The 21,456-nt window shown below is 64.6% G+C and carries 27 protein-coding genes; 17 read left to right on the forward strand and 10 right to left on the reverse strand.

What is annotated here, in order from left to right:
- Positions 1-28: 28 nt before the first annotated feature.
- The 9 genes from NK214_RS15180 (at position 29) to nagZ (ending at position 6,003) form a co-directional block, all read left to right on the forward strand.
- On the forward strand, positions 29-391 hold the full coding sequence (locus NK214_RS15180; protein WP_235088951.1) for a DUF4845 domain-containing protein: 363 nt from the start codon (positions 29-31) through the stop codon (positions 389-391).
- Positions 388-1,107: a ribonuclease III gene (rnc, locus tag NK214_RS15185; RefSeq protein WP_370445214.1), complete on the forward strand. Its 720-nt coding sequence runs from the start codon at positions 388-390 to the stop codon at positions 1,105-1,107. Before NK214_RS15180 ends, rnc begins: the two co-directional genes overlap by 4 nt.
- A complete protein-coding gene (gene era, locus NK214_RS15190) occupies positions 1,104-1,994 on the forward strand; it encodes a GTPase Era (protein WP_048410780.1) in 891 nt (296 codons plus the stop codon). The genes rnc and era overlap by 4 nt, the downstream gene beginning before the upstream one ends.
- A gap of 7 nt (positions 1,995-2,001) precedes the next feature.
- On the forward strand, positions 2,002-2,325 hold the full coding sequence (locus NK214_RS15195) for an antibiotic biosynthesis monooxygenase (RefSeq protein ID WP_107799400.1): 324 nt from the start codon (positions 2,002-2,004) through the stop codon (positions 2,323-2,325).
- Positions 2,322-3,050, forward strand: a complete 729-nt coding sequence (gene recO, locus NK214_RS15200) for a DNA repair protein RecO (RefSeq protein WP_107801790.1) — start codon at positions 2,322-2,324, stop codon at positions 3,048-3,050. Before NK214_RS15195 ends, recO begins: the two co-directional genes overlap by 4 nt.
- A gap of 22 nt (positions 3,051-3,072) precedes the next feature.
- Entirely contained in the window at positions 3,073-3,798 is a 726-nt protein-coding gene (gene pdxJ / locus NK214_RS15205) for a pyridoxine 5'-phosphate synthase (protein ID WP_107799399.1), read from the forward strand.
- Between the two features lie 5 nt (positions 3,799-3,803).
- Positions 3,804-4,367: a metal-dependent hydrolase gene (locus tag NK214_RS15210; RefSeq protein ID WP_253314903.1), complete on the forward strand. Its 564-nt coding sequence runs from the start codon at positions 3,804-3,806 to the stop codon at positions 4,365-4,367.
- On the forward strand, positions 4,364-4,753 hold the full coding sequence (gene acpS, locus NK214_RS15215; protein WP_253314904.1) for a holo-ACP synthase: 390 nt from the start codon (positions 4,364-4,366) through the stop codon (positions 4,751-4,753). The genes NK214_RS15210 and acpS overlap by 4 nt, the downstream gene beginning before the upstream one ends.
- Before the next feature lie 161 nt (positions 4,754-4,914).
- Positions 4,915-6,003 (forward strand): beta-N-acetylhexosaminidase, encoded by a 1,089-nt coding sequence (gene nagZ / locus NK214_RS15220; protein WP_253314905.1) that lies wholly within the window; start codon positions 4,915-4,917, stop codon positions 6,001-6,003.
- Positions 6,004-6,278: 275 nt separating this feature from the next.
- Here nagZ and NK214_RS15225 read toward each other — a convergent pair whose 3' ends face one another.
- The 5 genes from NK214_RS15225 to NK214_RS15245 form a co-directional block, all read right to left on the reverse strand.
- Positions 6,279-6,434 carry a hypothetical protein gene (locus NK214_RS15225; protein ID WP_167604380.1) on the reverse strand — a complete coding sequence of 52 codons (156 nt, stop codon included), beginning with the start codon at positions 6,432-6,434 and terminating at the stop codon, positions 6,279-6,281.
- A gap of 17 nt (positions 6,435-6,451) precedes the next feature.
- Positions 6,452-7,030 (reverse strand): LexA family transcriptional regulator, encoded by a 579-nt coding sequence (locus NK214_RS15230; RefSeq protein ID WP_107799396.1) that lies wholly within the window; start codon positions 7,028-7,030, stop codon positions 6,452-6,454.
- 137 nt (positions 7,031-7,167) lie between these two features.
- Positions 7,168-7,722: a thymidine kinase gene (locus NK214_RS15235; RefSeq protein WP_227107985.1), complete on the reverse strand. Its 555-nt coding sequence runs from the start codon at positions 7,720-7,722 to the stop codon at positions 7,168-7,170.
- 20 nt (positions 7,723-7,742) lie between these two features.
- Complete coding sequence (locus tag NK214_RS15240; protein WP_253314906.1) at positions 7,743-8,591, reverse strand: 23S rRNA (adenine(2030)-N(6))-methyltransferase RlmJ; 849 nt, start codon at positions 8,589-8,591, stop codon at positions 7,743-7,745.
- A gap of 21 nt (positions 8,592-8,612) precedes the next feature.
- A complete protein-coding gene (locus NK214_RS15245) occupies positions 8,613-9,380 on the reverse strand; it encodes a tRNA pseudouridine(65) synthase TruC (protein WP_253314907.1) in 768 nt (255 codons plus the stop codon).
- Positions 9,381-9,872: 492 nt separating this feature from the next.
- On the opposite strand from NK214_RS15245, the gene NK214_RS15250 reads away from it, so the two are divergent.
- From NK214_RS15250 to NK214_RS15280, 7 genes are all read left to right on the forward strand, one after another.
- On the forward strand, positions 9,873-10,856 hold the full coding sequence (locus NK214_RS15250) for a BMP family protein (RefSeq protein ID WP_107799392.1): 984 nt from the start codon (positions 9,873-9,875) through the stop codon (positions 10,854-10,856).
- Positions 10,857-10,974: 118 nt separating this feature from the next.
- Positions 10,975-12,504, forward strand: a complete 1,530-nt coding sequence (locus NK214_RS15255; protein WP_253314908.1) for an ABC transporter ATP-binding protein — start codon at positions 10,975-10,977, stop codon at positions 12,502-12,504.
- Positions 12,501-13,607, forward strand: a complete 1,107-nt coding sequence (locus tag NK214_RS15260) for an ABC transporter permease (RefSeq protein ID WP_233246676.1) — start codon at positions 12,501-12,503, stop codon at positions 13,605-13,607. Before NK214_RS15255 ends, NK214_RS15260 begins: the two co-directional genes overlap by 4 nt.
- On the forward strand, positions 13,607-14,572 hold the full coding sequence (locus NK214_RS15265) for an ABC transporter permease (protein WP_107799390.1): 966 nt from the start codon (positions 13,607-13,609) through the stop codon (positions 14,570-14,572). Before NK214_RS15260 ends, NK214_RS15265 begins: the two co-directional genes overlap by 1 nt.
- Before the next feature lie 260 nt (positions 14,573-14,832).
- Positions 14,833-15,396, forward strand: a complete 564-nt coding sequence (locus NK214_RS15270; protein ID WP_107799389.1) for a cytochrome b — start codon at positions 14,833-14,835, stop codon at positions 15,394-15,396.
- Positions 15,393-15,950, forward strand: a complete 558-nt coding sequence (locus tag NK214_RS15275; protein ID WP_227107992.1) for a YceI family protein — start codon at positions 15,393-15,395, stop codon at positions 15,948-15,950. Before NK214_RS15270 ends, NK214_RS15275 begins: the two co-directional genes overlap by 4 nt.
- A 32-nt stretch (positions 15,951-15,982) precedes the next feature.
- A complete protein-coding gene (locus tag NK214_RS15280; RefSeq protein WP_233246675.1) occupies positions 15,983-16,564 on the forward strand; it encodes a YceI family protein in 582 nt (193 codons plus the stop codon).
- A gap of 91 nt (positions 16,565-16,655) precedes the next feature.
- On the opposite strand, the gene NK214_RS15285 is transcribed toward NK214_RS15280, so the two are convergent.
- The 5 genes from NK214_RS15285 to NK214_RS15305 form a co-directional block, all read right to left on the reverse strand.
- Positions 16,656-17,225, reverse strand: a complete 570-nt coding sequence (locus tag NK214_RS15285; RefSeq protein ID WP_107799387.1) for a hypothetical protein — start codon at positions 17,223-17,225, stop codon at positions 16,656-16,658.
- The gene (locus NK214_RS15290; RefSeq protein WP_235088928.1) at positions 17,222-17,875 is read right to left on the reverse strand and encodes a DUF484 family protein; all 654 of its coding nucleotides are present in this window, start codon (positions 17,873-17,875) and stop codon (positions 17,222-17,224) included. Before NK214_RS15290 ends, NK214_RS15285 begins: the two co-directional genes overlap by 4 nt.
- A 67-nt stretch (positions 17,876-17,942) precedes the next feature.
- Positions 17,943-18,773 (reverse strand): diaminopimelate epimerase, encoded by an 831-nt coding sequence (dapF, locus tag NK214_RS15295; RefSeq protein WP_253314909.1) that lies wholly within the window; start codon positions 18,771-18,773, stop codon positions 17,943-17,945.
- A 145-nt stretch (positions 18,774-18,918) separates the two neighbouring features.
- Entirely contained in the window at positions 18,919-19,203 is a 285-nt protein-coding gene (locus tag NK214_RS15300; protein ID WP_107799384.1) for a hypothetical protein, read from the reverse strand.
- Positions 19,204-19,412: 209 nt separating this feature from the next.
- Complete coding sequence (locus NK214_RS15305) at positions 19,413-20,066, reverse strand: hypothetical protein (RefSeq protein WP_227108002.1); 654 nt, start codon at positions 20,064-20,066, stop codon at positions 19,413-19,415.
- Positions 20,067-20,378: 312 nt separating this feature from the next.
- Here NK214_RS15305 and NK214_RS15310 point away from each other — a divergent pair, with 312 nt between their 5' ends.
- Entirely contained in the window at positions 20,379-21,239 is an 861-nt protein-coding gene (locus tag NK214_RS15310) for a methionyl-tRNA formyltransferase (protein ID WP_253314910.1), read from the forward strand.
- Positions 21,240-21,456 lie beyond the last annotated feature (217 nt).

A 21,456-nucleotide genomic window follows, 5' to 3' on the forward strand; every position in this document is an offset into this window, starting at 1 on the left:
ACGCAAGATCGCAAGCTCGGAGCGCATTATGCATTTCAGTCGTCAGAAGGGCCTGTCGCTGTTTTCCGTACTGCTGGTGATGATCGTGCTGGGCGCGGTCCTCGTGCTGGGCATGAAGGTGATGCCGGTGTACTCGGAGTACGCCGAGGTGCGCCAGGCGATCACCGCCTTGTCCGCTCAAAGCAATGTCGGCGAGCTATCCGTTCGCCGGGATTTCAACCAGCGGGCCGCCGTGGCCGGCATCGCCTCGATCAAGGGTGAAAACCTGGTAGTGGTGACCGGCGGCAATTACGTGTACATCCGCGCCGCTTATCAGCGCGAAGTGCCCTTGTTCTCCAATGTCAGTCTGCTGTTCAAATTCGATACCCAAGCGGGCCAGCCCCCGCAATAAGCCAAGTGATACCAACCGACAATAGATTCCGGCGCCTGAGTCAGGCGCTGGATTACGCATTTCAGAAGCCGGAGTTGCTGCGCCAAGCCTTGACGCATCGCAGTTACGGCGCCGGCAACAACGAGCGTTTCGAATTCGTGGGCGACAGCATCCTCAACTACACCGTCGCCCGCATGCTGTTCGATCAATTTCCCAAGCTGACCGAGGGCGAGCTGTCGCGGCTGCGCGCCAATCTGGTCAACCAGAACACCCTGGCCGAAATCGCCCACGAGCTGAAGCTGGGCGATTACCTGTACCTGGGCGAGGGCGAGCTGAAAAGCGGCGGTTTCAACCGTCCGTCCATCCTCGCCGACGCGCTGGAAGCCACTTTCGCCGCGGTCAGCTTCGACTCCGATTTTCTGCGCGCCGAGCAAGTGGTGCGCAGGCTCTACGCCGAACGCGTGTCCTCCATCGACACCAGCCGCCAGGCCAAGGACGCCAAGACCCGTTTGCAAGAAGCGCTGCAGGCGCGCAAGCTGGCCTTGCCCAAATACCGGATACTGTCGCAAAGCGGCGAAGCCCATGAGCAATGGTTCCGCGTGGAATGCGACCTGGGCGAGCTGGCGATAGGCTCCACCGGCGAAGGCGGCAGCCGCCGCGCCGCCGAACAGCAGGCCGCCGAAGCGGCGCTGATCCTGCTGGAACAAAAACTCGCTGCGAGCAAGAAACGTATATGACTGACATCCAATATCACTGCGGCTTCGTCGCCATCGTCGGCCGTCCCAACGTCGGCAAGTCCACGCTGATGAACCATCTGATCGGCCAGAAGATCAGCATCACGTCCAAGAAGGCGCAAACCACGCGTCACCGCGTCACCGGCATCCACACCGAGAACAACGCCCAGTTCGTCTTCGTCGACACCCCGGGTTTCCAGACCTTTCACAAGGGCGCGCTCAATGAAACCCTGAACAAGAGCGTCAAGGACTCGCTGGGCAGCGTCGATTGCGTGCTGTTCGTGCTGGAGGCGATGCGCTTCACCGGCGCGGACCGCGAAGTGATGGCCTTGCTGCCCAAGCGCACCCCGGTGATTCTGGTGGTGAACAAACTGGACAAGGCCAAGGACCGCGACGCGCTGCAGGCCTTCATCGCCGAGGTGCAGGCGGAATTCGCCTTCGCCGGCGTGGAGGTGGTCAGCGCCAAGCACGGCCAGCGCCTGAGCGAGCTGCTGGAGCAAGTGCGTCCGCATCTGCCGGAATCGATGCCGCTGTATCCGGAAGACATGGTCACCGACAAGAGCGAACGCTTCCTGGCCGCCGAGATCGTGCGCGAGAAGCTGTTCCGCTACCTGGGCGAAGAGCTGCCGTACGAAATGAACGTGGAAGTGGAAATGTTCGAAATGGACGGCGAGCTGCGCCGCATCCATATCGGCGTGCTGGTGGACAAGGAAAACCAGAAGCCCATCGTCATCGGCCGCGGCGGGGAGAAGCTGAAGAAAATCTCCACCGAGGCGCGGATGGACATGGAAAAATTGTTCGACGGCAAGGTCTTCCTGCAGGTCTGGGTCAAGGTCAAATCCGGCTGGGCCGACGACGTCCGCTTCCTGCGGGAATTCGGCCTGGACTGAAGCCCTCATGCACTATCATTTGGCGCCGTCCTGTTGGACGGTGATTTTTTCTCTGCAGCAAGGGCAGGACTTGCCCGGCAGCCGCGACTTGCTGGAGCGCATCGCCCGGCTGGCGGCCTGCCAGGCCGGCTTCCTGGGTCTGGAGCGCGGAGAGCCGGGACGGGACACCGTGTCCTACTGGGACAGCGTCGAGGCCATCGCCGCCTGGCGTCAGTGCGCGGAGCGCCTGATCGCCCAGCGCTACGGACCGGAAGCCTGGTATCGGGTGTTCGCCTTCAATGTGAGCGCGGCCGCGGTGTGCCCGCGGCCGGCGGCCGGGGGCGCCGGATGAGCCAGCCGGGCAGGGTGGATCGCCAGCCGGCCTATGTGCTGCACGCGCAGCCCTACCGGGAAACCAGTTTGCTGGTGGAGGTGCTCAGCCGCGATCACGGCCGTTTTTCGGTGGTGGCGCGCGGCGCGCGGCGGCCGCGGGCCGATCTGCGCGGCCTGCTGCTGCCTTTCCAGCCCTTGACCCTGTCCTGGTTCGGCAAGGCCGAACTGCGCACCCTGCACAGCGCGGACTGGGACGGCGGCGTGCCGCAGCTGTCCGGCCTGCCGCTGATCTGCGGTTTTTATCTGAACGAACTGATGATGAAGCTGACCGCGCGCGACGACCCCGAACCGCGCGCCTTCGCGGTTTACGACGCGGCGGTGCGCGGCCTGGCGCGGCAAGGCGGTCTGGCCGCGGTGCTGCGCCGCTACGAATTGCGGCTGATCCAGGTGTTGGGCTATGCGCCCAGCCTGCTGCGCGACGGCGACGGCGCGGACGTGGACGCCGGACTTGATTATTGGTGCCAGGGCAACGCCGCGCCGGAGCGCGACGCCGGCCAGAGCCTGGAGCGCGGGCTGCGGCTCAGCGGCGCCAGCCTGCTGGCGATAGAGGCCGACGATTACGCGGCTGCGGCCACCCGGCTTGAAGCGCGGGCGCTGATGCGAGTATGGTTGACCGCTTTATTGGGCGAGGAGCCGCTGGCTTCGCGCGAACTGTTACAGGCCGTCAATTCGCTGTCGGATTGAGGCCAAGCTATCGGGAGTGAATATGATTCTGTTGGGCGTAAACATCGATCACGTCGCCACCTTGCGCCAGGCGCGCGGCACCCGTTATCCCAGCCCGGTGGAGGCCGCGCTGGTGGCGGAAACCGCCGGCGCCGACCTGATCACTCTGCATCTGCGCGAGGATCGCCGTCACATTCAGGACGCCGACGTGGTGGCGATGCGCCAGGTGGTCAAGACCCGGGTCAACCTGGAAATGGCGATGACCGAGGAAATGCTGGCCAATGCGCTGGCGGTGAAGCCGGAAGACGTGTGCCTGGTGCCGGAAAAGCGCGAGGAAGTCACCACCGAGGGCGGCCTGGACGCCATCGGCCATTTCGCCGATGTCAGCCGCTACACCCGCAGTCTGCTGGACGCCGGCATCCGCGTGTCCATCTTCATCGATCCGGACCGCGCGCAGATCCAGCGCGCCTGGGACGCCGGCGCGCGCGTGGTGGAATTGCACACCGGCGCTTACGCCGACGCCCATGACGCCGCGGCGCGCGACGCCGAGCTGGCGCGCATCCGCGACGCCGCCGCCTTCGCCGCCGAGCTGGGCATGGTGGTCAACGCCGGCCACGGCCTCAACTACCACAATGTGCAGCCGATCGCCGCCATTCCGCAGATCGCGGAACTGAATATCGGCCACGCCATCGTCGCCCAGGCGCTGTTCGTCGGCTTCGCCGAGGCGGTGAAGGAGATGAAGGCGCTGATGGCGGCCGCGCGCGGCTGATTCCGGTGCCCACTGTCGTCACCCACGCCCTGGCCGGCGCGACGCTGGCCGGCCTGTGCGCGCCGCGTCCGCTGCGCGCCCCCGGCATGGCCGGCTGGCTGCTGCTGTGCGGCGCGGCGGCGATGCTGCCGGATCTGGACGTGATCACTTTCAAGCTGGGCATTCCCTATGCCAGTCCCTGGGGGCATCGCGGCATCTCTCATTCGCTGACGCTGGCCTTGATCGCCGGCGGCGTGCTGGCCGCGCTCGGGCGCCGCTGGTGGTCGCGGCTGGGTCTGGGGCCGCTACGCGCTTTTGTCGTGCTGAGCCTGGCGGTGGCCTCCCACGCCTTGCTGGACATGTGGACCGACGCCACCCATGGCCCGGCTTTGGCGATGCCCTGGCATCCGGGGCGCTTCTTGTTTGATTGGCGGCCTATCGAAGGCTCGCCGCTGACGCCCGGCCGCTGGCTGGGCCCCAAGGGGCTGCGGGTGCTGAGTTCGGAGCTGCTTTACGTCTGGCTGCCCTGTCTGCTGCTGTGGCTGTCCCGCGCTTTTTGGCTGCGCGGACGCGGAGAGGGCGGACGATGATTTACGGGATCGGCACCGATCTGGTGGACATCGAGCGCATGCGGGGGATGTTCCAGCGCTGGGGCTTCAAGCTGGGGCGGCACATGCTGGCTCCGGCCGAGCGGCGGGCTTTCGCCGACAGTGCCGATCCGGCGCGCTTTCTGGCCAAGCGCTTCGCGGTTAAGGAGGCTCTGGCCAAGGCGCTGGGCACCGGGGTGCGCGCGCCGGTGTTGCTGACGGCGATCTGGGTCGAGCATGATGAATGGGGCAAGCCGCTATTGGCGCTAAGCCCTGAATTGGAAGAATTTTTAAGCCAGCGCGGCGTGGGCGCGCGTCATCTGTCCATCAGCGACGAACGCGGCCACGCGCTGGCTTTTGTGGTGCTGGAGCGCTCCGCGCCCGGCTAAGAACGTGTTTACGATCTCGCGAGCAAGGGCGAGACAAGGCGTTGCGGCTGAAAAAGCGGAGTGTACACACGGTACATGGGCATTTTGAAGACGTGCTCACCGTGTAACGCTCCACAAGGCGTTGCGGATCGTAAACAGGTTCTAAGAGAGAAAGCAAACCGATGCAGCAGACTCAACAGAGCGCGGCCTTGCCGCGCGGGCCGGTAATGGCGGGCGTGGCCGGCCTGCGGCTGACGGACGAAGAGAAACAGCGCTTGGCGCATCCGCTGGTGGGCGGGGTGATCCTGTTCCGCCGCAACTTCCAGGACATCGAGCAGCTGAAGGCGCTGACTGCGGAAATCCGCGCCTTGCGCAGCCCGCATCTGCTGATCGCGGTGGATCACGAGGGCGGCCGGGTGCAGCGCTTCCTCGACGGCTTCACCCGTCTGCCGCCGATGCAGGTGCTGGGCAGGATGTGGGAGCAGGACCGCGCGGCGGCCTTGGAGCAGGCGGAGAACGTGGGCTATGTATTGGCCGCCGAGCTGTCCGCCTGCGGCGTCGACCTGTCCTTCACCCCGGTGCTTGACCTGGATTGGGGGCGCTGCGCGGTGATAGGCAACCGCAGCTTCCACCGCGATCCGGCCATTGTGGCCGAGTTGGCCGAGGCGCTGCAGCGCGGCCTGGCGCGCGGCGGCATGTCCACTTGCGGCAAGCACTTCCCCGGCCATGGCTTTGTCGAGGGCGACAGCCATCATCTGATGCCGGAGGACGGCCGCAGCCTGGCCGAGCTGGAGGCGGACGATCTGGTGCCCTTCGGCCGCCTGGCGGCCGCCGGCATGGGCTCGGTGATGCCGGCGCATGTTCTGTACCCGGCGGTGGACGCGCAGCCGGCCGGTTTCTCGCCGGTGTGGCTGCAGCAGGTGCTGCGCGGCCGGCTGGGTTTTGACGGCGTGATCTTCTCCGACGCCTTGGACATGGAGGGCGCGGCCGGTGCCGGCGACTTCGTGCAGCGCGCCGACGTGGCCTTGGCCGCTGGTTGCGATATGGTGCTGGTCTGCAACGATCCCCGGCAGACCGATCTGATTCTGGCCCATCTGCGGCCGCCGGCGCAGCCGGAACTGGCGCGGCGGCTGGAGCGCATGGCCGGCAAGGCGGCGGATTGGGCGGCGGAGCTGGCCGGCCCGGCCTTCGCCGCGGCGCGCACCCAGGTGGAGCGTTTGAACATGCCTGCGGACGCGATGCGCGGGCCGGATGTGGGCGAGGCCAATTAAGCGTGACGCTTGCTTAGAGCGGCTAACAAACCCCTGATGCTGCGTTGCGCCGACTTGTCGTACTCAAGTACTGCCTGCCTGCGTCGGCGCGCCTTGTCTCAGCCGTGAAACTGACAATGTTAGCCGCTCTTAAAGGGGGAGCGGAAAACGTCTTTTGCCACGGAAACACACGGAAAAACACGGACCAAAGACGGTAGAAGGTTTCGTGGGTTGCTTGGCCGAAGGAGTTGTCTGTTTCCGTGTCTTCCGTGTGTTTCCGTGGCTAATAAAGGTGGCTAAACAAACTGCACCGGCACGTAGAAGTCTCGCCCCGGGCGGCTGACCAGCACTTGCGGCTGGCCCTGGATCACCGCGCGGAAGGCGCGCGGCAGCCGGCGCCAGTCCATGAACTTCATCTTGATGCTGTCGTACTGCGCTTGAGTGTGTTCCATGGTGTTCTCCCGAAGGTTCAGTCCACTTTGTGGATGACGTTGGTGACGACGCCCCAGATATGGAAGGCGGCGTCTTCCGGCACCGGAATCGGCTGAAATTCCGGGTTTTCCGGCAGCAGGCGGATGCCCTTGGCGGTTTTTTCCAGCCGCTTCACCGTCAGTTCGCCATTGAGCGCCGCTACTACAACCTTGCCGTTGCGCGCCTCCGTCGCGCGGTCCACCACCAGCAGGTCGCCGTCGTGGATGCCGGCGCCCAACATGGATTCGCCCTTGACCGTGACGAGGAAGGTACTGCCCGGCCGCGGCGCCAGCCTGGCGTTGAGGTCCACGTCGTCTTCCTTGAGATCGTCCGCCGCCACTGGCGAGCCGGCCGGCACGCTGTTGGCGAACAGCGGCAGCGAAAGTTCGCTGAGGTGGCGCGCCAGGGTGCGCACGTCGTCGGCCTGGGCGTTGTGGGCGGTGCGCCAGCTGCGGTAATCGCGCAGCCAGTCTTCCAGCACCGGTTTCAACGGCTCCGGCACGCGGAGGGCGACGGTCTTGTCGCCGCCGTAGCTGGATTTGCGGCCGGCGCCGCTGCGTTTGCCCCCATGGCTCATTGGCTAATCCTCTGTAATGCAAGCAGATTTGATTGTGTACATTATCAAAGCCCAGGGCAAGTTTTTTTTGAGCGCGCCGGCGGCGGGCGCAAAAAAGCCCGCTGAGGCGGGCGGGTTTCGGCGGGCGGGCGGCGGCTTCAGAGCCGGTAGAAGCAGCGGGCGCAAACCGCGCGGTAGCGGGCGTTGCCGCCGATTTCCACCTGCGGGCCTTCCTTGACGCGGCGGCCGTCGGCGTCGATGCGAATGTGCATGGTGGCTTTTTTGCCACATTCGCAAATGGTCTTGATCTCTTCGATTTCGTCGGCCAGCGCCAGCAGCATGCCGGAGCCGATGAAGGGCTCGCCGCGGAAATCGGTGCGCAGGCCGAAGCAGATCACCGGGATGTTGCGGGTATGGGCCAGCTCATGCAACTGGTGTACCTGTTCCGGGGTGATGAACTGGGCTTCGTCGATCAGGATGCAGGCGGTCTGGCCGAAATCCTCGGCCAGGAAGTTCAGCTCCGGCGAGAAGGTGCGGGCGTCGCGCTGCAGATTGAGGCGGGAGGTGATCTTGCCGAAGCCGTAGCGGTCGTCCATCGCGCTGGTGAACAGCGCCACGGTCTTGCCCATGGATTCGTAGTTGTTGGCGATTTGCAGCAGCTGGGTGCTCTTGCCGCTGTTCATCGCGGCGTAGCGGAAAAAGAGTTTTGCCATCGATGGGTTCTCGCTGGGGCTTAGAGATCGCCGCCGGTTTCCAGCACATAGCTGGCGCCGGCGTCCTGCGCCAGGTGCTGGGCGAGGTAGGGCAGCACTTCGCGCAGCGTCTGCGGCAGCGTCCACGGCGCGTTGAGGATGAACATGCCGCTGCCGTGCATGCCGAAGCCGTCGCTGGACGGCTTTTGCACATGCAATTCGGCGCGCAGCCAGTTCTTGGCGCCCAGCTTCTTCATTTCCTTGGGCAGCTCCTTCATCTCCGCGCGTTGCAGGCAGGGATACCAGACCGCGTAGACGCCGGTGGCGAAGCGCTTCAGGCTTTCCTTCAGCGCGGTGATCACGTGCTGGTAATCGCGCTTGTCCTCGTAGGGCGGGTCGATCAGCACCAGCGCGCGGCGCGGCGGCGGCGGCAGAATCGCCTTGATCGCCTCGAAGCCGTTGGCTTGCTGGATTTGCACGCGGCGGCCGGCGTCGGCGAAGGTGTCCGCCAGCAGCTGGTGGTCGGTGGGGTGCAGCTCGAACAGACGCAGCTTGTCGCTGGCCGGCATCACTTCCGCCGCGCACCAGGGCGAGCCGGGGTAGAGCTTGAGTTCGCCGTCGGCGTTCAGGCTGCGCACCACGTCGACGTAGTTGGCGACGGCTTCCGGCAGGTCCTCGCGCCGCCACAGGCGGGCGATGCCGGATTCGAATTCGACGTTCTTGGTGGCGTAACCTTCCACCAGCGAGTAGGCGCCGGCGCCGGCATGGGTGTCGATATACCAGTAGGGCTTGGCTTTCTGGCCCAGGTAGTTCAGGAGCTCGATCTGGATCAGATGCTTGAGCACGTCGGCGTGGTTGCCGGCGTGGAAGGCGTGGCGGTAACTAAGCATGGCTGCGGGATATGGCGTTCGTCAGCCGCGAATTGTACCGGATTCGGCGTGGCCGCGCAGCGCGTCCTCCAGCGCGGCGCGCCAGCCCAGTTGTTCTGCAAGCTGCATGAAATCGTCGGCCGGCGGCGCTTGCAGCCAGAGCGGCTGCCCGCTGTCAGGGTGGCTCAGCCGCATTGCGACGCAGGCCAGCAGCAGGCGCCGGCTGCCGAAATGCTCGGCGAACATGCGATTGTGGCGGCCCTTGCCGTGGGTGGCGTCGCCGATGATGGGGTGGGCGATGTGCTTCAGATGACGGCGCAGCTGGTGGCGGCGGCCGGTGTGAGGCGTCAGCTCCAGCAGGCTGTAGCGGCTGCTGGGGTAGCGTTCGACCTCGATCGGCAGCTCGATGCGCGCCAGCGTGCGGTAATCGGTGACGGCGGCCTGCGGCGCGGTGTCCACGGTTTCGCCTATCCATTCCAGATCGTCTGGGCGCCGGCTCAAGGGGTAGTCGATGCGGCCGGCGTCGTCGGCGTGGCCGCGGACCACGGCGACATAGCGTTTGTCCACCTGCTGGCGTTCGAACTGCCAGCTCATTTCGCGGCACATGTCCTTGTCCAGCGCGAACAGCAGCACGCCGGAAGTGCCCTTGTCCAGCCGGTGCACCGGGTAGACCCGCTGGCCGATCTGGTCGCGCAGCAGCTGCACGGCGAAGCGGGTTTCGTTGCGGTCCAGCGCGGTGCGGTGCACCAGCAGGCCGGAGGGCTTGTGAATGGCGATCAGCCGGTCGTCGCGGTAAAGAATGGGCAGCATGGGGCGGCTTGAAGCGGGTGGGGAAGGCCGGCATTGTAGGCGTTGCCGGCCGGCTTTGGAAGGCGCGCGGGCGACGGGCGATGCCCTTGTGCTGTAGTTTTATGTCTTACGCTTCCATTACGCGAAAACAACAGCGTTTTGTCATGCTATTGGCGTTTTTGTGCGCGGACTCGGGCTTTGCCGGCTTTCGTTGCGACATGATATTTCAAAGTAGAGAGGAAGTTGTTTACAGGCCATGGGTGCGTCATTACAATTCGCCGCGCTCAAACAAGAATGACAGGGCGGCGTCTGTGCCGATTGCGATCCCGTTTGCCACGGGATGGCGGCAGGACCGCATCCGCGCAACCAGACGTGTAGTTGCGACGCTACATGACAAAGGGTTGGCGGGCGCTTTGCTTCGCTGCACGACACGGGAACCACAGGGGGTGATCGACGTGCGGGTTGACCAACAAACTCCATAGAGTCATAGAGATGAAAATCCAGCTGAAACGAATGAGCTTTGCCGTAGCGGCCGCGGTGTTGTCCACTTCCGCCTTCGCCAAAGAATTCTCGCCCGCCGTGGTCTACGACATGGCCGGCAAGTTTGACAAGAGCTTCAACGAGTCCGCGTACAACGGCGCCGAGCGTTTCAAGAAGGAATTCAAGATCAACTACCGCGACGGCCAGATCGCGTCCGAAGCCCAGAAAGAACAGCTGCTGCGCAATATGGCGCGCCGCGACGCCGACATCGTGGTGGCGATCGGCTTCTCCTTCACCCAGGCGGTGGAAACCGTGGCCAAGGAGTTCCCCAAGGTCAAGTTCACTCTGATCGACGCCGTGGCAAAAGGTTCCAACGTTCAGAGCATTGTGTTCAAGGAACAAGAAGGCGCCTTCCTGACCGGCGTGGCCGCGGCGATGGCCTCCAAGAGCGGCAAGGTGGGCTTTGTCGGCGGCATGGACGTGCCGCTGATCCGCGCTTTCGGCTGTGGCTATGTGCAGGGCGTGAAGTTCACCAACAAGAACGCCAGCGTGATCCAGAACATGACCGGCACCACTCCGCAGGCCTTCAACGACCCGGCGCGTGGCACTGAGCTGGCCAAGAGCCAGTTCGACCGCGGCGTGGACGTGGTGTTCGCCGCCGCCGGCGGCACCGGCCTGGGCGTGCTGCAAGCCGCCAAGGCCGCCGGCAAGTACTCCATCGGCGTGGACAGCAACCAGAACCATCTGTACCCGGGTTCGGTGCTGACCTCCATGGTCAAGCGCGTGGACGTGGCGGTGTTCAACACCTTCAAGGACGCCAAGAACGGTTCCTGGAAGCCGGAAGTCAAGGTGCTGGGCCTGAAGGAGGCCGGCGTGGATTGGGCGCTGGACGCCAACAACCGCAAAGTGATCACTCCGGCGATGGAGAAGAAGATCAACGCGGCCAAGGCGGACATCATCGGCGGCAAGATCAAGGTGGTGGATTACCGCGCCAACAACAGTTGCCCGATGCAATAAGCTGAGCTGAGTTTTCCCTGATCCGTTTCGGGGACGCAGGCACGATGCATTCCATCGTGCCTGTTTGTTCATGCCGGAGCGGAATCAGGTTGACCCTAACCAGGGAATATGAATAAGCATGACCGAGTTTGCCATTGAGCTGGCGGGCATCAACAAGAGTTTTGGTGCCGTCAAAGCCAACCGCGACGTCTCGATGAAAATCGCCAAGGGCACCGTCCATGGCGTCATCGGCGAAAACGGGGCCGGTAAATCCACGTTGATGAGCATTCTGTACGGCTATTACCAGGCCGACAGCGGCGCCATCCGGGTGAACGGCAAGGAAGCGCCGATCCGCAACAGCCAGGAAGCCATCGCGCTGGGAATCGGCATGGTGCATCAGCATTTCATGCTGGTGGACACCTTTACCGTGCTGGAAAACATCGTGCTGGGCGCCGAAGGCGGCCTGGTGCTGAAAAAGGGGCTGGACGAGGCCCGCGAGCATCTGAAAGAGCTCAACCGCAATTACTCGCTGGAGGTGGATCCGGACGCGCTGGTGGGCGATCTGGGCGTGGGCCTGCAGCAAAGGGTGGAAATCCTCAAGGCGCTGTACCGCGGCGCCGACGTGCTGATTCTGGACGAGCCCACCGCGGTGCTGACGCCGCAGGAAGCCGATCACCTGTTCCACATCCTGCGTTCGCTGAAAGCGCAGGGCAAGACCGTGATCCTGATCACCCACAAGCTGCGCGAGGTGATGGACATCACCGACGGCGTCAGCGTGATGCGCGCCGGCACCGTGGTGGCCAATGTCGCCACCTGCGACGTGGACAAGGAAAAGCTGGCGGACTTGATGGTGGGCCGCAAGGTCAGCCTGAAAGTGGACAAGGCCGAGCGCGAGCCGGGCGCGGCGGTGCTCAGCGTCAAGAATCTGTGCCTGACCGACGCGCGCGCGGTCAAACTGCTGGACCAGCTGAATTTCGAAGTGCGCGCCGGCGAGATCGTCGGCATCGCCGGCGTGTCCGGCAACGGCCAGTCGGAACTGTTGGAAGTGCTGGCCGGCATGCTGGAGCCCAGCGCCGGCGAGATGGTCTACAAGGGCGAAGACCTGCTGCGCCGCCGTTGCGGCGGCGAGCCGCGCGCCGCGCTCTACCGCAAGCTGGGCATCGCCCACGTGCCGGAAGACCGCTCGCGAGAGGGCCTGGTCAAGGCCTTCTCCAGCTATGAAAACGCCATTCTCGGCTATCACGGCGAAACCGGCCTGGGCCGCGGCCCGTGGTATTCGCGCAAGCGGCTGTTGGCGCGCACCCGCGACTTCATCCAGCAATTCGACATCCGCCCGGGCAATCCGCTGCTGCGCGTGGGCCTGCTCTCCGGCGGCAATCAGCAGAAAGTGGTGCTGGCGCGTGAAATCCACGCCAATCCGGACCTGTTGCTGATCGGCCAGCCGACGCGCGGCGTCGACATCGGCGCGATTGAATTCATTCACAAGCGGCTGGTGGAACTGCGCGACGAGGGCAAGGCCATTTTGCTGGTCTCGGTTGAACTAGAAGAAATCCTGGCGCTGGCCGACCGCATCCTGGTCATGGCCGGCGGACAGATCACCGGCGAAGTGGCGGCCAAGGACGCCGACACCATTTCGCTGGGCCTGCTGATGGGAGGGCACAAGCATTGAAATTCGGACAACCTTCCACCTTGCCGCGCTGGGCGCAGCTGACGGTGCTGCCGGCGCTTAATCTGATGGCGGCGCTGCTGGTGACCGGCCTGGTCACCTGGCTGATAGGCGAAGACCCTTGGGAATGCCTGAAGCTGCTGATCAACGGCGCCTTCGGCTACGGCGAGGGCATAGGCTACACCCTGTTCTACACCACCGGCTTCATCTTCACCGGTCTCGCGGTGGCTACCGCCTTCCATGCCGGCCTGTTCAATATCGGCGGCGAAGGCCAGACTTATCTGGCCGGTCTGGGCGTCACCCTGGTGGTGCTGGGCTTCGACCACAGCCTGCCGCCGGCGGTGCTGGTGCCGCTGGCCATCCTGGCGGCGATGGGCTTCGGCGCGGCCTGGGCCTTCGTGCCGGGCTGGTTGCAGGCCAAGCGGGGCAGCCACATCGTGGTGACCACCATCATGTTCAACTTCATCGCTTACTCCTTGATGTTGTACCTGATCAGCCATCACTTGATCGAGGCCGGCTCGCAGAACCCGACCACGCGCGAATTCGGCCAGGCGGCCTGGATTCCCGCCATCCATGAAGTGGCGGCGCGCTTTGGCGTGGAGATTCCCACCTCGCCGCTGAACCTGAGCTTCGTGATGTCCTTGCTGGCCGCCGCGCTGTTCTACCTGGTGGTGTGGCATAGCCGCTGGGGCTTCGAACTGCGCACCGTGGGCACCAGCGAACCGGCCGCCCGCTACGCCGGCATGAGCGTCAGCCGCGTCATCATCCTCGCCATGTGCGTGTCCGGCGCGTTGTCCGGCCTGGCCGCGGTCAACGAGCTGATGGGCTCCGCCCACCGCATGAACGTGATGTTCACCAACGGCGTGGGCTTTGTCGGCATCGCCGTGGCGCTGATGGGGCGCAACCACCCGGTGGGCATCATCCTGTCCGCGCTGTTGTTCGGCGCCTTGACCCAGGGCGGCTCCGATCTGTCCTTCGAGAAGCCGATGATCACCCGCGAGATGATCATCTTCATCCAGGGTCTGATCATCCTGTTCTGCGGCGCGCTGGAAAACCTGTTCGAGCCGTTCATCGCCGGCCTGTTCAAGCGCAAGGACGACAAATAATGGAAATCTTCTTCAGTCTGCTCGATTCCACGCTGCGCGTGGCCACGCCGCTGATCCTGGCCGCGATGGCCGGCATGTTCTCCGAACGTTCCGGCGTGGTGGACATCAGCCTGGAAGGCAAGATGTTGGTGGCGGCCTTTGCCGCGGCCGCCGCGGCCTTCGCCACTCAGAACCCGTGGATAGGCATGGCCTGCGGCATCGCCGCCTCGGTGGCGATGGCGATGATCCACGCCTTCGTGTCCGTCACCTACAACGGCAATCAGCTGATTTCCGGCATGGCGCTCAACACCGTCGCTTCCGGCATCACCCCGGTGCTGGGCCTGGCCTGGTTCCAGCAGGGCGGCAATACCCCGCAGCTGCCGGACGAAGGCCGCTTCCACGAGATCGCGCTGCCGTTCGCCCATGAGCTGCGCGAGGTGCCGCTGCTGGGCCAGCTGTACAGCAAGCTGCTGTCCGGCCACAGCATCCTGGTGTATCTGACTCTGTTCCTGATCGTGCCGCTGGTGGCCTGGGTGCTGTACAAGAGCCGCTTCGGCCTGCGTCTGCGCGCCGTGGGGGAGAACCCGCACGCGGCGGACACCGCCGGCATTTCGGTGGCCAGGGTGCGCTACACCGCCTTGTTCTGGGGCGGCGTGTTGTGCGGCATCGCCGGCACCTATCTGTCCGTGTACCAGACCGGCAGCTTCATCAAGGAAATGACTGCGGGCAAGGGCTTCCTGGCGCTGGCCGCGTTGATTTTCGGCAAATGGAAGCCGCTGCCGGCGGTGCTGGGCTGCCTGGTGTTCGCTTTCGCCGACGCCATCCAGATCCGTCTGGAAGGCGTGGCGCTGCCGGGCATCGGCCAGATCCCGTCCCAGGCCATCGCGGTGATTCCCTATGTGCTGACCGTCTTGCTGCTGGCGGGCTTCGTCGGCCGCGCGGTGGCGCCCAAAGCGATAGGCATTCCCTTCGTCAAGAGCCGTTGACCGGCTTTTGAGCCAGGTCGGAAACCGCCAGTGGGCTTTGCCCCTGGCGGTTTTTTGTTTTATATCGCATACGGGAACCTTGCCGTCGTTTGTTATTCATAGTGATTCCCAATCTCAACTGCCATTGCGTCGCCAGGCGGTTGTTCAGAAAATTTGAATCTTTTGCGCTAATAATTTCGCTATGACGGCAATGGGCGCGCTTTTATGATTAACGGGCATGATAAGTTTTAATCTGCCGCTCATTTGTAATAAGGAATTCGATGCAACGCTACAGTCCGACACAGATAGCCCTGCACTGGCTGATTGCGCTGTTGATCATTGCCGCCCTGATCATGGGCTGGTATTTCAACAGCATGCAAATCACTTCGCCGGCCAGTTTCAAACTGAAAGCCTCTTTGATCGCCTGGCACAAATGGGTGGGCATCAGCGTGCTGGCGCTGGCCGTGCTGCGCCTGGTCTGGCGCGCGCGCCGCGGCGCGCCGGCGCCTTTGCCCGGGCAGCCGGCCTGGCAGCTCAAGGCCGCCGGTCTGATCCACGTGCTGCTGTACGCGCTGATGTTGGCCATGCCCTTGGTGGGCTGGCTGATGAGCTCGGCCAAGGGCTACCCGGTGGTATGGTTCAACCTGGTGCAACTGCCGGACCTGGTGGACAAGAACGAAGCGCTGGGCCATGTGCTGGGCTGGAGCCACGCGCTGATGGCTTACGCCATCGTCGCCATCGTCGGCCTGCACGCGCTGGCGGCATTGAAACATCACTTTATCGATCGCGACGCCACACTGGCGCGGATGTTGCCGTCCTGTCGCAAAGGAGATCCTCAAGCATGAAATTTCTGACTTCCCTCGCCCTGAGCGCCGCCGTGGCGCTGGCCATGGCGCCGGCCCAGGCCGCGCAAACGCTGAACGCGGCCAAGAGCACGCTGGGCTTTACCTTCAAGCAGATGAACGTGCCCACCGAAGGCCGCTTCAAGAGCTTCGCCGCCAACGTCAGCTTCGACGCCGCCAAGCCGGAGGCCACCAAGGCGGTGTTCACCGTGGACCTGGGCAGCGTGGACGTGGGCAGCGCCGACGGCAACACCACGGTGCGCGGCGCGTCCTTCTTCAATATCGCCAGCCTGCCCAAGGCCACCTTCACCGCCAAATCGGTGAAGGCCCTTGGCGGCGGCAAGTTCGAAACCCGCGGCACCCTGAGCCTGAAGGGCGTCAGCCGCGAGGTGGTGTCCACCTTCACCGCCGCCAGCGCGGGCAATGAAACCACGCTGCAAGGCAGCTTCCCGCTGCAACGCCTGCAGTTCAAGGTGGGCGACGGCGCTTGGGACGACACCGAGGCGATCGCCGATCTGGTGACCGTCAAATACAAATTCGTTCTGACCGGCAAGTGATCTTGCCTTTCTTTACCCTGGAGAAAACCGACGTGACGACCAAAATGAAGACTCTGTTTGCCGCCGTGATGACGCTGGGCGTGCTGGGCAGCGCGCAAGCCGCCCCGGTCACTTACGAAGTGGACAGCTCGCACACCCATGCCGGCTACTCGCTGAGCCACCTGGGCTTTTCCACGCTGAGCGGCCGTTTCAACGACACCAAGGGCACCGTGGTGCTGGACCAGGCCAAGAAAACCGGCTCGGTGGACATCGTGATCAAGACCGCCAGCCACGACAGCGGCTGGGCGGCGCGCGACAAGCACATCGCCAGCCCGGACTTCCTGGACGTTGAGAAGTACCCGACCATCACGTTCAAATCCGACAAATTCACCTTCAACGGCGACAAGCTGGCGGCGGTGGACGGCCAACTGAGCCTGCACGGCGTGACCAAGCCGGTGACGCTGACGGTGACCAACTTCAAGTGCGTGGATTCCCATCCGATGGCCAAGAAGCCGTGGTGCGGCGCCGACGCCACCGCCACCATCAAGCGCAGCGAGTTCGGCGTGGGCGCTTACGCGCCGGCGGTGGGCGACGATCTGCAGCTGAACATCACCATCGAAGCCGGCAAGAAGTAAGTGGATTCGATAAAGCGCCGGAGAGCTTGTCCGGCGTCAAAAAAACCCGAGTCGAAAGACTCGGGTTTTTTATGGACGTCGTTGCGGGGGATCAGGTCAGGCCCAGCACGATGGGGGCCAGCCAATCGGACAGCCACATCACCAGCAGGGGGCTGATCACGGTCATGCCGCCGAACACTGTCCAGGGCAGACGCGCTTCCGGCTGACGGCGCATCACGTACAAGAGCGCGCGGTAACAGGCGTAGCTGACGACCATGATCAGCGGCGGAGCCATCAGGTAGGACAGCAGCGGCCGCCAGTCCAGCAAGCGTGAAAAAGCGACGATGCCCAGATGCAGGCTGAGCTGGCTGGCCATCAGCGCCGCCAGCTGCGGCTGGCGTTCGGGGAAGGCCAGGCCAAGCCGGCTGACCCGCAAGCTGCTGGCGGACCACAGCACGGCGGCGATGCCGAGCCAGGCGTAGGCGTAACAGAAGGGCAGCAACACCGGCGACAGCACGGTGAGGAAGGGGTCCGCGCGGAAGATCAGCGCCAGGATGAAGAAGGACGCCGCGAAGCATAGCTGGGCGATGCCGTCGCGGCTGGCGATCAAGCGCCACAGAATGTGCAGGTAGAATAGCGCGACCAGAACGAGCAGGAACCAACCGGTGGGCGTCGCCGTCATTGAGCCTCCAGTACGCGGACCAGGACGGCGGACACCTGCTCGCCTATCTGGGCCAGGTAGTGGGTGTGCATGTCGAAGGTGAAGCGTTGCGGATCGTCCGACGCCAGCGCCAGCAGGCCGAAGGCCTGGCCCTTGCCGTCGCGCAGCGCCAGTTGGGCGAAGGACTGCAATACCGGCGCGGCCGGGAACCAGGCCAGCACGTCGTCGTTGACGTAGGGGCCGCAATAGGGCGCGGACAGATTGCGCGCCAGCGCGGCCACCTCGCTGCGGGCGTCGTAGGCCGGGCCGGCGGACTCCGCCGCCGGATGCCACAGCCGCAGCGCCACGCGCTTCAGCTTGAAATGCTCGGCGAAGCAGGCGGGCAGCGCGTTCAGCACGTCTTGCAGGCTCAGGCAGGCTTGCAGCGTCAGCGCCAATTGATGGGCGCTGGCGATGATGCGGTCGTTGGCTTCGCTGTGGCGGATCAACTGCTGCAAACGCGATTCCAACTGGCGGTTGCGGTCCTTCAGGTCCAGCATTTGGCGTTCCGCCAGCGAGACCACCACGCGGTCTTGCGGCGCGCCGCCCGGCTTCAGGCCGAGTCTTTCGGCATGGTGGGCGAGAAAGTCCGGGTGTTGGTCCAAAAACGCCAGCACATCATCTGTCTGCATGATTCATAACCCCCTATACGGCTGTGTTGTTGTTGCGAGCCCGCCGCCGTTTGCCGGCGGCGGGCCGTTAAATCTCGATTTCGCCCTGGAACACGGTGACGGCGGGGCCGGTCATGGTGACCGCGGCGTCGTCGGCCGGCCATTCCACCGTCAGTTCGCCGCCGCGGGTGTGCACCCGCACGCGCCGGTCCAGCAGGCCGCGGCGGATGCCGGCCACCACCGCCGCGCAGGCGCCGGTGCCGCAGGCCAGCGTTTCGCCGGCGCCGCGTTCGAACACGCGCAGACGGATTTCATCGCGGGCGAGCACCTGCATGAAGCCGGCGTTGACCCGTTCCGGGAAGCGGGGATGGTTTTCGATGGCCGCGCCGACGCGCGTCACCGGAGCCAAGGCTACATCTGCGACTACCTGCACCGCGTGGGGGTTCCCCATCGACACCACGCTGACCGACAAGGTCGCATCCTCGACTTGCAAATCGTGGCATACCGCCTCGCGCTCGGCCTGGAACGGAATCTCGTCCGGAGCGAAGCGCGGCCGGCCCATGTCCACCCGGGCCTGGCCGTCGCCCAGGTACTCCGGCGCGATCACGCCCTTGGCGGTTTCCACCCGGATCTGCGATTTGGCGGTGAGGCCGTGGTCGGACACGAATTTGGCGAAGCAGCGCGCGCCGTTGCCGCATTGCTCCACCTCGCCGCCGTCGTTATTGAAGATGCGGTAGCGGAAATCGTTGTCCGGAGAGCGCGGAGGCTCCACCAGCAGTAATTGATCGAAGCCGATGCCGAAGTGGCGATCCCCCAGCTGACGGATGCGCTCCGCGCTCAGGGGAATGGTTTGACTCACGCCGTCGACAACCATGAAGTCGTTGCCGAGGCCGTGCATTTTGGTGAAGTGCAATTTCATTGGCGCGCCAGATCCTGCGTAAACAAGCGGCCCGCTATCGGGCCGGCGGTCGGGCGGCGGGCCGCGCACGCGGAAGCGCGGACGGGGCGTCGCCGCCAATAAGGCAGGTTAGCACAGTGGCGTAGATAGAGGTACAGGCGCGCGCTCAGGCGCTGCTCAGCGGCTTGCCGGGCGGGGCGCCCGCGCCGGCGTAGGCCTGCAGGGCCGCGCTGGACGCGGCCGTCTGCGGCATGGCTTCGCCGCCGGCTTGAACTGCGGCGGCTTGCGCGTCGGCGGCGGCGGCCTGGCCGGCGTCGTCGATTAGCGAGCCGGACGAAGACGCCGGCGCGTCTTGTCCGGTGGCTAGCTTGAGCGTGTCCTCGGCAGCGTCGCCGGACTGGCTGAGCTTGAGCTGCATTTGCATCAGCAGCAGCCGGACCAGCGTCGCCATGTCCAGGCGTGGACGGCTGGTTTGAGCGGGTTCCGGCGTCGGTTCCGGGGCGGCCGGCGCAAGCTCGGGGTCGAAGGCGGCGGTGTCCGCGGCGCGGGGCCTTGGGGAGAGGGCGGGCGGCGTTATCGGCGTGGAATGGATTTTCATTTCAACGGTAAAAATAATAAGCCGGACCCGGCTTAAACCGAGGTCCGGCGGGAAAAGGGCGCTCAGCCCGCGGAAGCTTGAGTCTGGCCGGCGTCGCCGCTATTGGCCTGGTAGGCCGCCAGCGCCGCCTGAACCTGAGCGCCGCCATGGTGATGGTGGCGATGGTGAGGCGGCTGGTTTTGCGCCGCCGTCTGCAAGCTTTGCTGCAACTGCTGGTAATCCTGCTGCGCCTGCTTAAGGTTGCCGCTGCCCAGATCCTGGCCCAGGTTGTTGAACAGCGAGTTGGGCGATGAGGCCGAGGAGGCGCCGCTCAGCGCGCTTAAGGCGTCGTCGGCGTCGCTATTGCCCGAACCGCCGAAGCTGGCCGCCTGCAACTGGCTCAGCATCTGCTGGAACAGCACGGCCAGATCGCCGTTGCCGCCGGCATTGCTGGCTGACGCGTCGCCGGCGGCGGCGACGCTGCCGTCGGTCTGCATGGAGTTGATCAGGCTGGCGAAGTCCTGGCCGCCGGCGTTGGCGGCGTTTGAGCCGCTTGTCGCGCCGCCGGACGCCGCGGACTGCAGGCTGGCGAGGGCTTGCTGCGCGCCGCCCAGATCGCCTTGCCGCACGTCGTTGATCATGGTCTGGAAATCCTGGCGGCGCTGCTGGTGAACGGCTTTACGTTGTTGCCAGGCGTTGCCGCCGGTGTCGATGCCGCTGGTATTGCTGACTGACATGAATGTTCTCCCGCAAAGTCATGATGGAGTTGTCGGTCGTGAGCCTCACGGAGCAGCTCGACTTCCATTGCCGGCCTGGTTCTGACGTTTTGCCGGCGCGGGCGGCAATCCATGCCGCCGTGGCGGAGAGAATTGCCGTCTGGCGGCGAGTTTGGCCTGTTTTCGCGTCAGAACAAGGACTTGACCCGTTGCCAGTTGCAAACGGCGTGCCAGCCTTGCGGGGAGATTCTGTTAATTTCCGTGAGACAGGCAGTCTCGTTCGGATTGTCTTGTTATAAACAAGTCAGCCCTCTGAACCGCCGGGATGCCGTCATGCGTTTTGCCATTACCTTGTCCGATCGCTTCAAGCCGGTGCTGGACGTGTTCCTGCACGCCGGCTGGCAGCCGTTGAAGTTGTTCTGCACCCCGGTGGACCATCGCATGCATCACCACAAGGAGTCGCTGGCGGCGGCGGAGCGCCTGGGCGTGCCGGTGCAGCTGTCGCGGATGCGCGAGCGCGATTTGCTGGAGCTGGCGGAGCAGGATTGCGAAGTCCTGCTGGTGGCCAGCTATAACTGGCGGGTGCCGGACTGGGAGCCTTATCTGAATTACGCGGTCAACTTCCATCCGTCGCCACTGCCCATCGGCCGCGGACCTTATCCCATGGTGAAGGCGATCCTGGACGGCCATAGACAATGGGGCTGCAGCTGTCACCAATTGACCCGGGAAATGGACGCCGGCGATGTGCTGGCGCAGGAGCAGTTCGCCTTGAGACCGGACGAAACCCATGAATCGCTGGACGCGAAACTGCAACTGGCGTTGTACCGGCTGGCGGGGCGAGTGGCCGGCGACTTCGCCTCCTTATGGGATCAGGCCCAGCCGCAAGGTGAAAACAGCAGCTATTGGCCGCTGTGGCGGGACGAAGAACGGGTGCTGGATTTCAGCCTGCCGGTGGAGGACGTCATGCGCCGAGTGCGCGCCTTCGGCGATTTCGAATGCCTGGCCGCGGTCAACGGCGTCACCGTGCACGTGCACCGCGCACAAGGCTGGCGAGAGAGCCACGCTTACCCGCCGGGCTCCTTGATCCTGTCCAATGCGCTGAGCCTCCTGGTGGCCACCGCCGACGGCATGGTGCTGATCAGCGAATGGAGCCTGAACCCGCCCGGCGGCGTCAGCGGCCGGCTGAGGGGGTGAGGTGAGGCGGTGTAGACCTTCGCTGAAATTTTTTTCATTGGCCACCTAAACTTTTTATCGATCGCCTAGATAAGACTCTCCGAACAGTCCAATTTCCGGGGGTCAGCATGGTTGCAGTGGTGGCGGGTGTGGGTTTGGGTTTGCAGAACAGTTCGTTGGCGGCCTTGGGCGGGCAGGGTCAGTTGGGCGAGGCCGCCTTCGGCCGCGGCGGCGAACG

It is taken from the genome of Chromobacterium sp. S0633 (assembly GCF_024158805.1).
GTDB lineage: Bacteria > Pseudomonadota > Gammaproteobacteria > Burkholderiales > Chromobacteriaceae > Chromobacterium.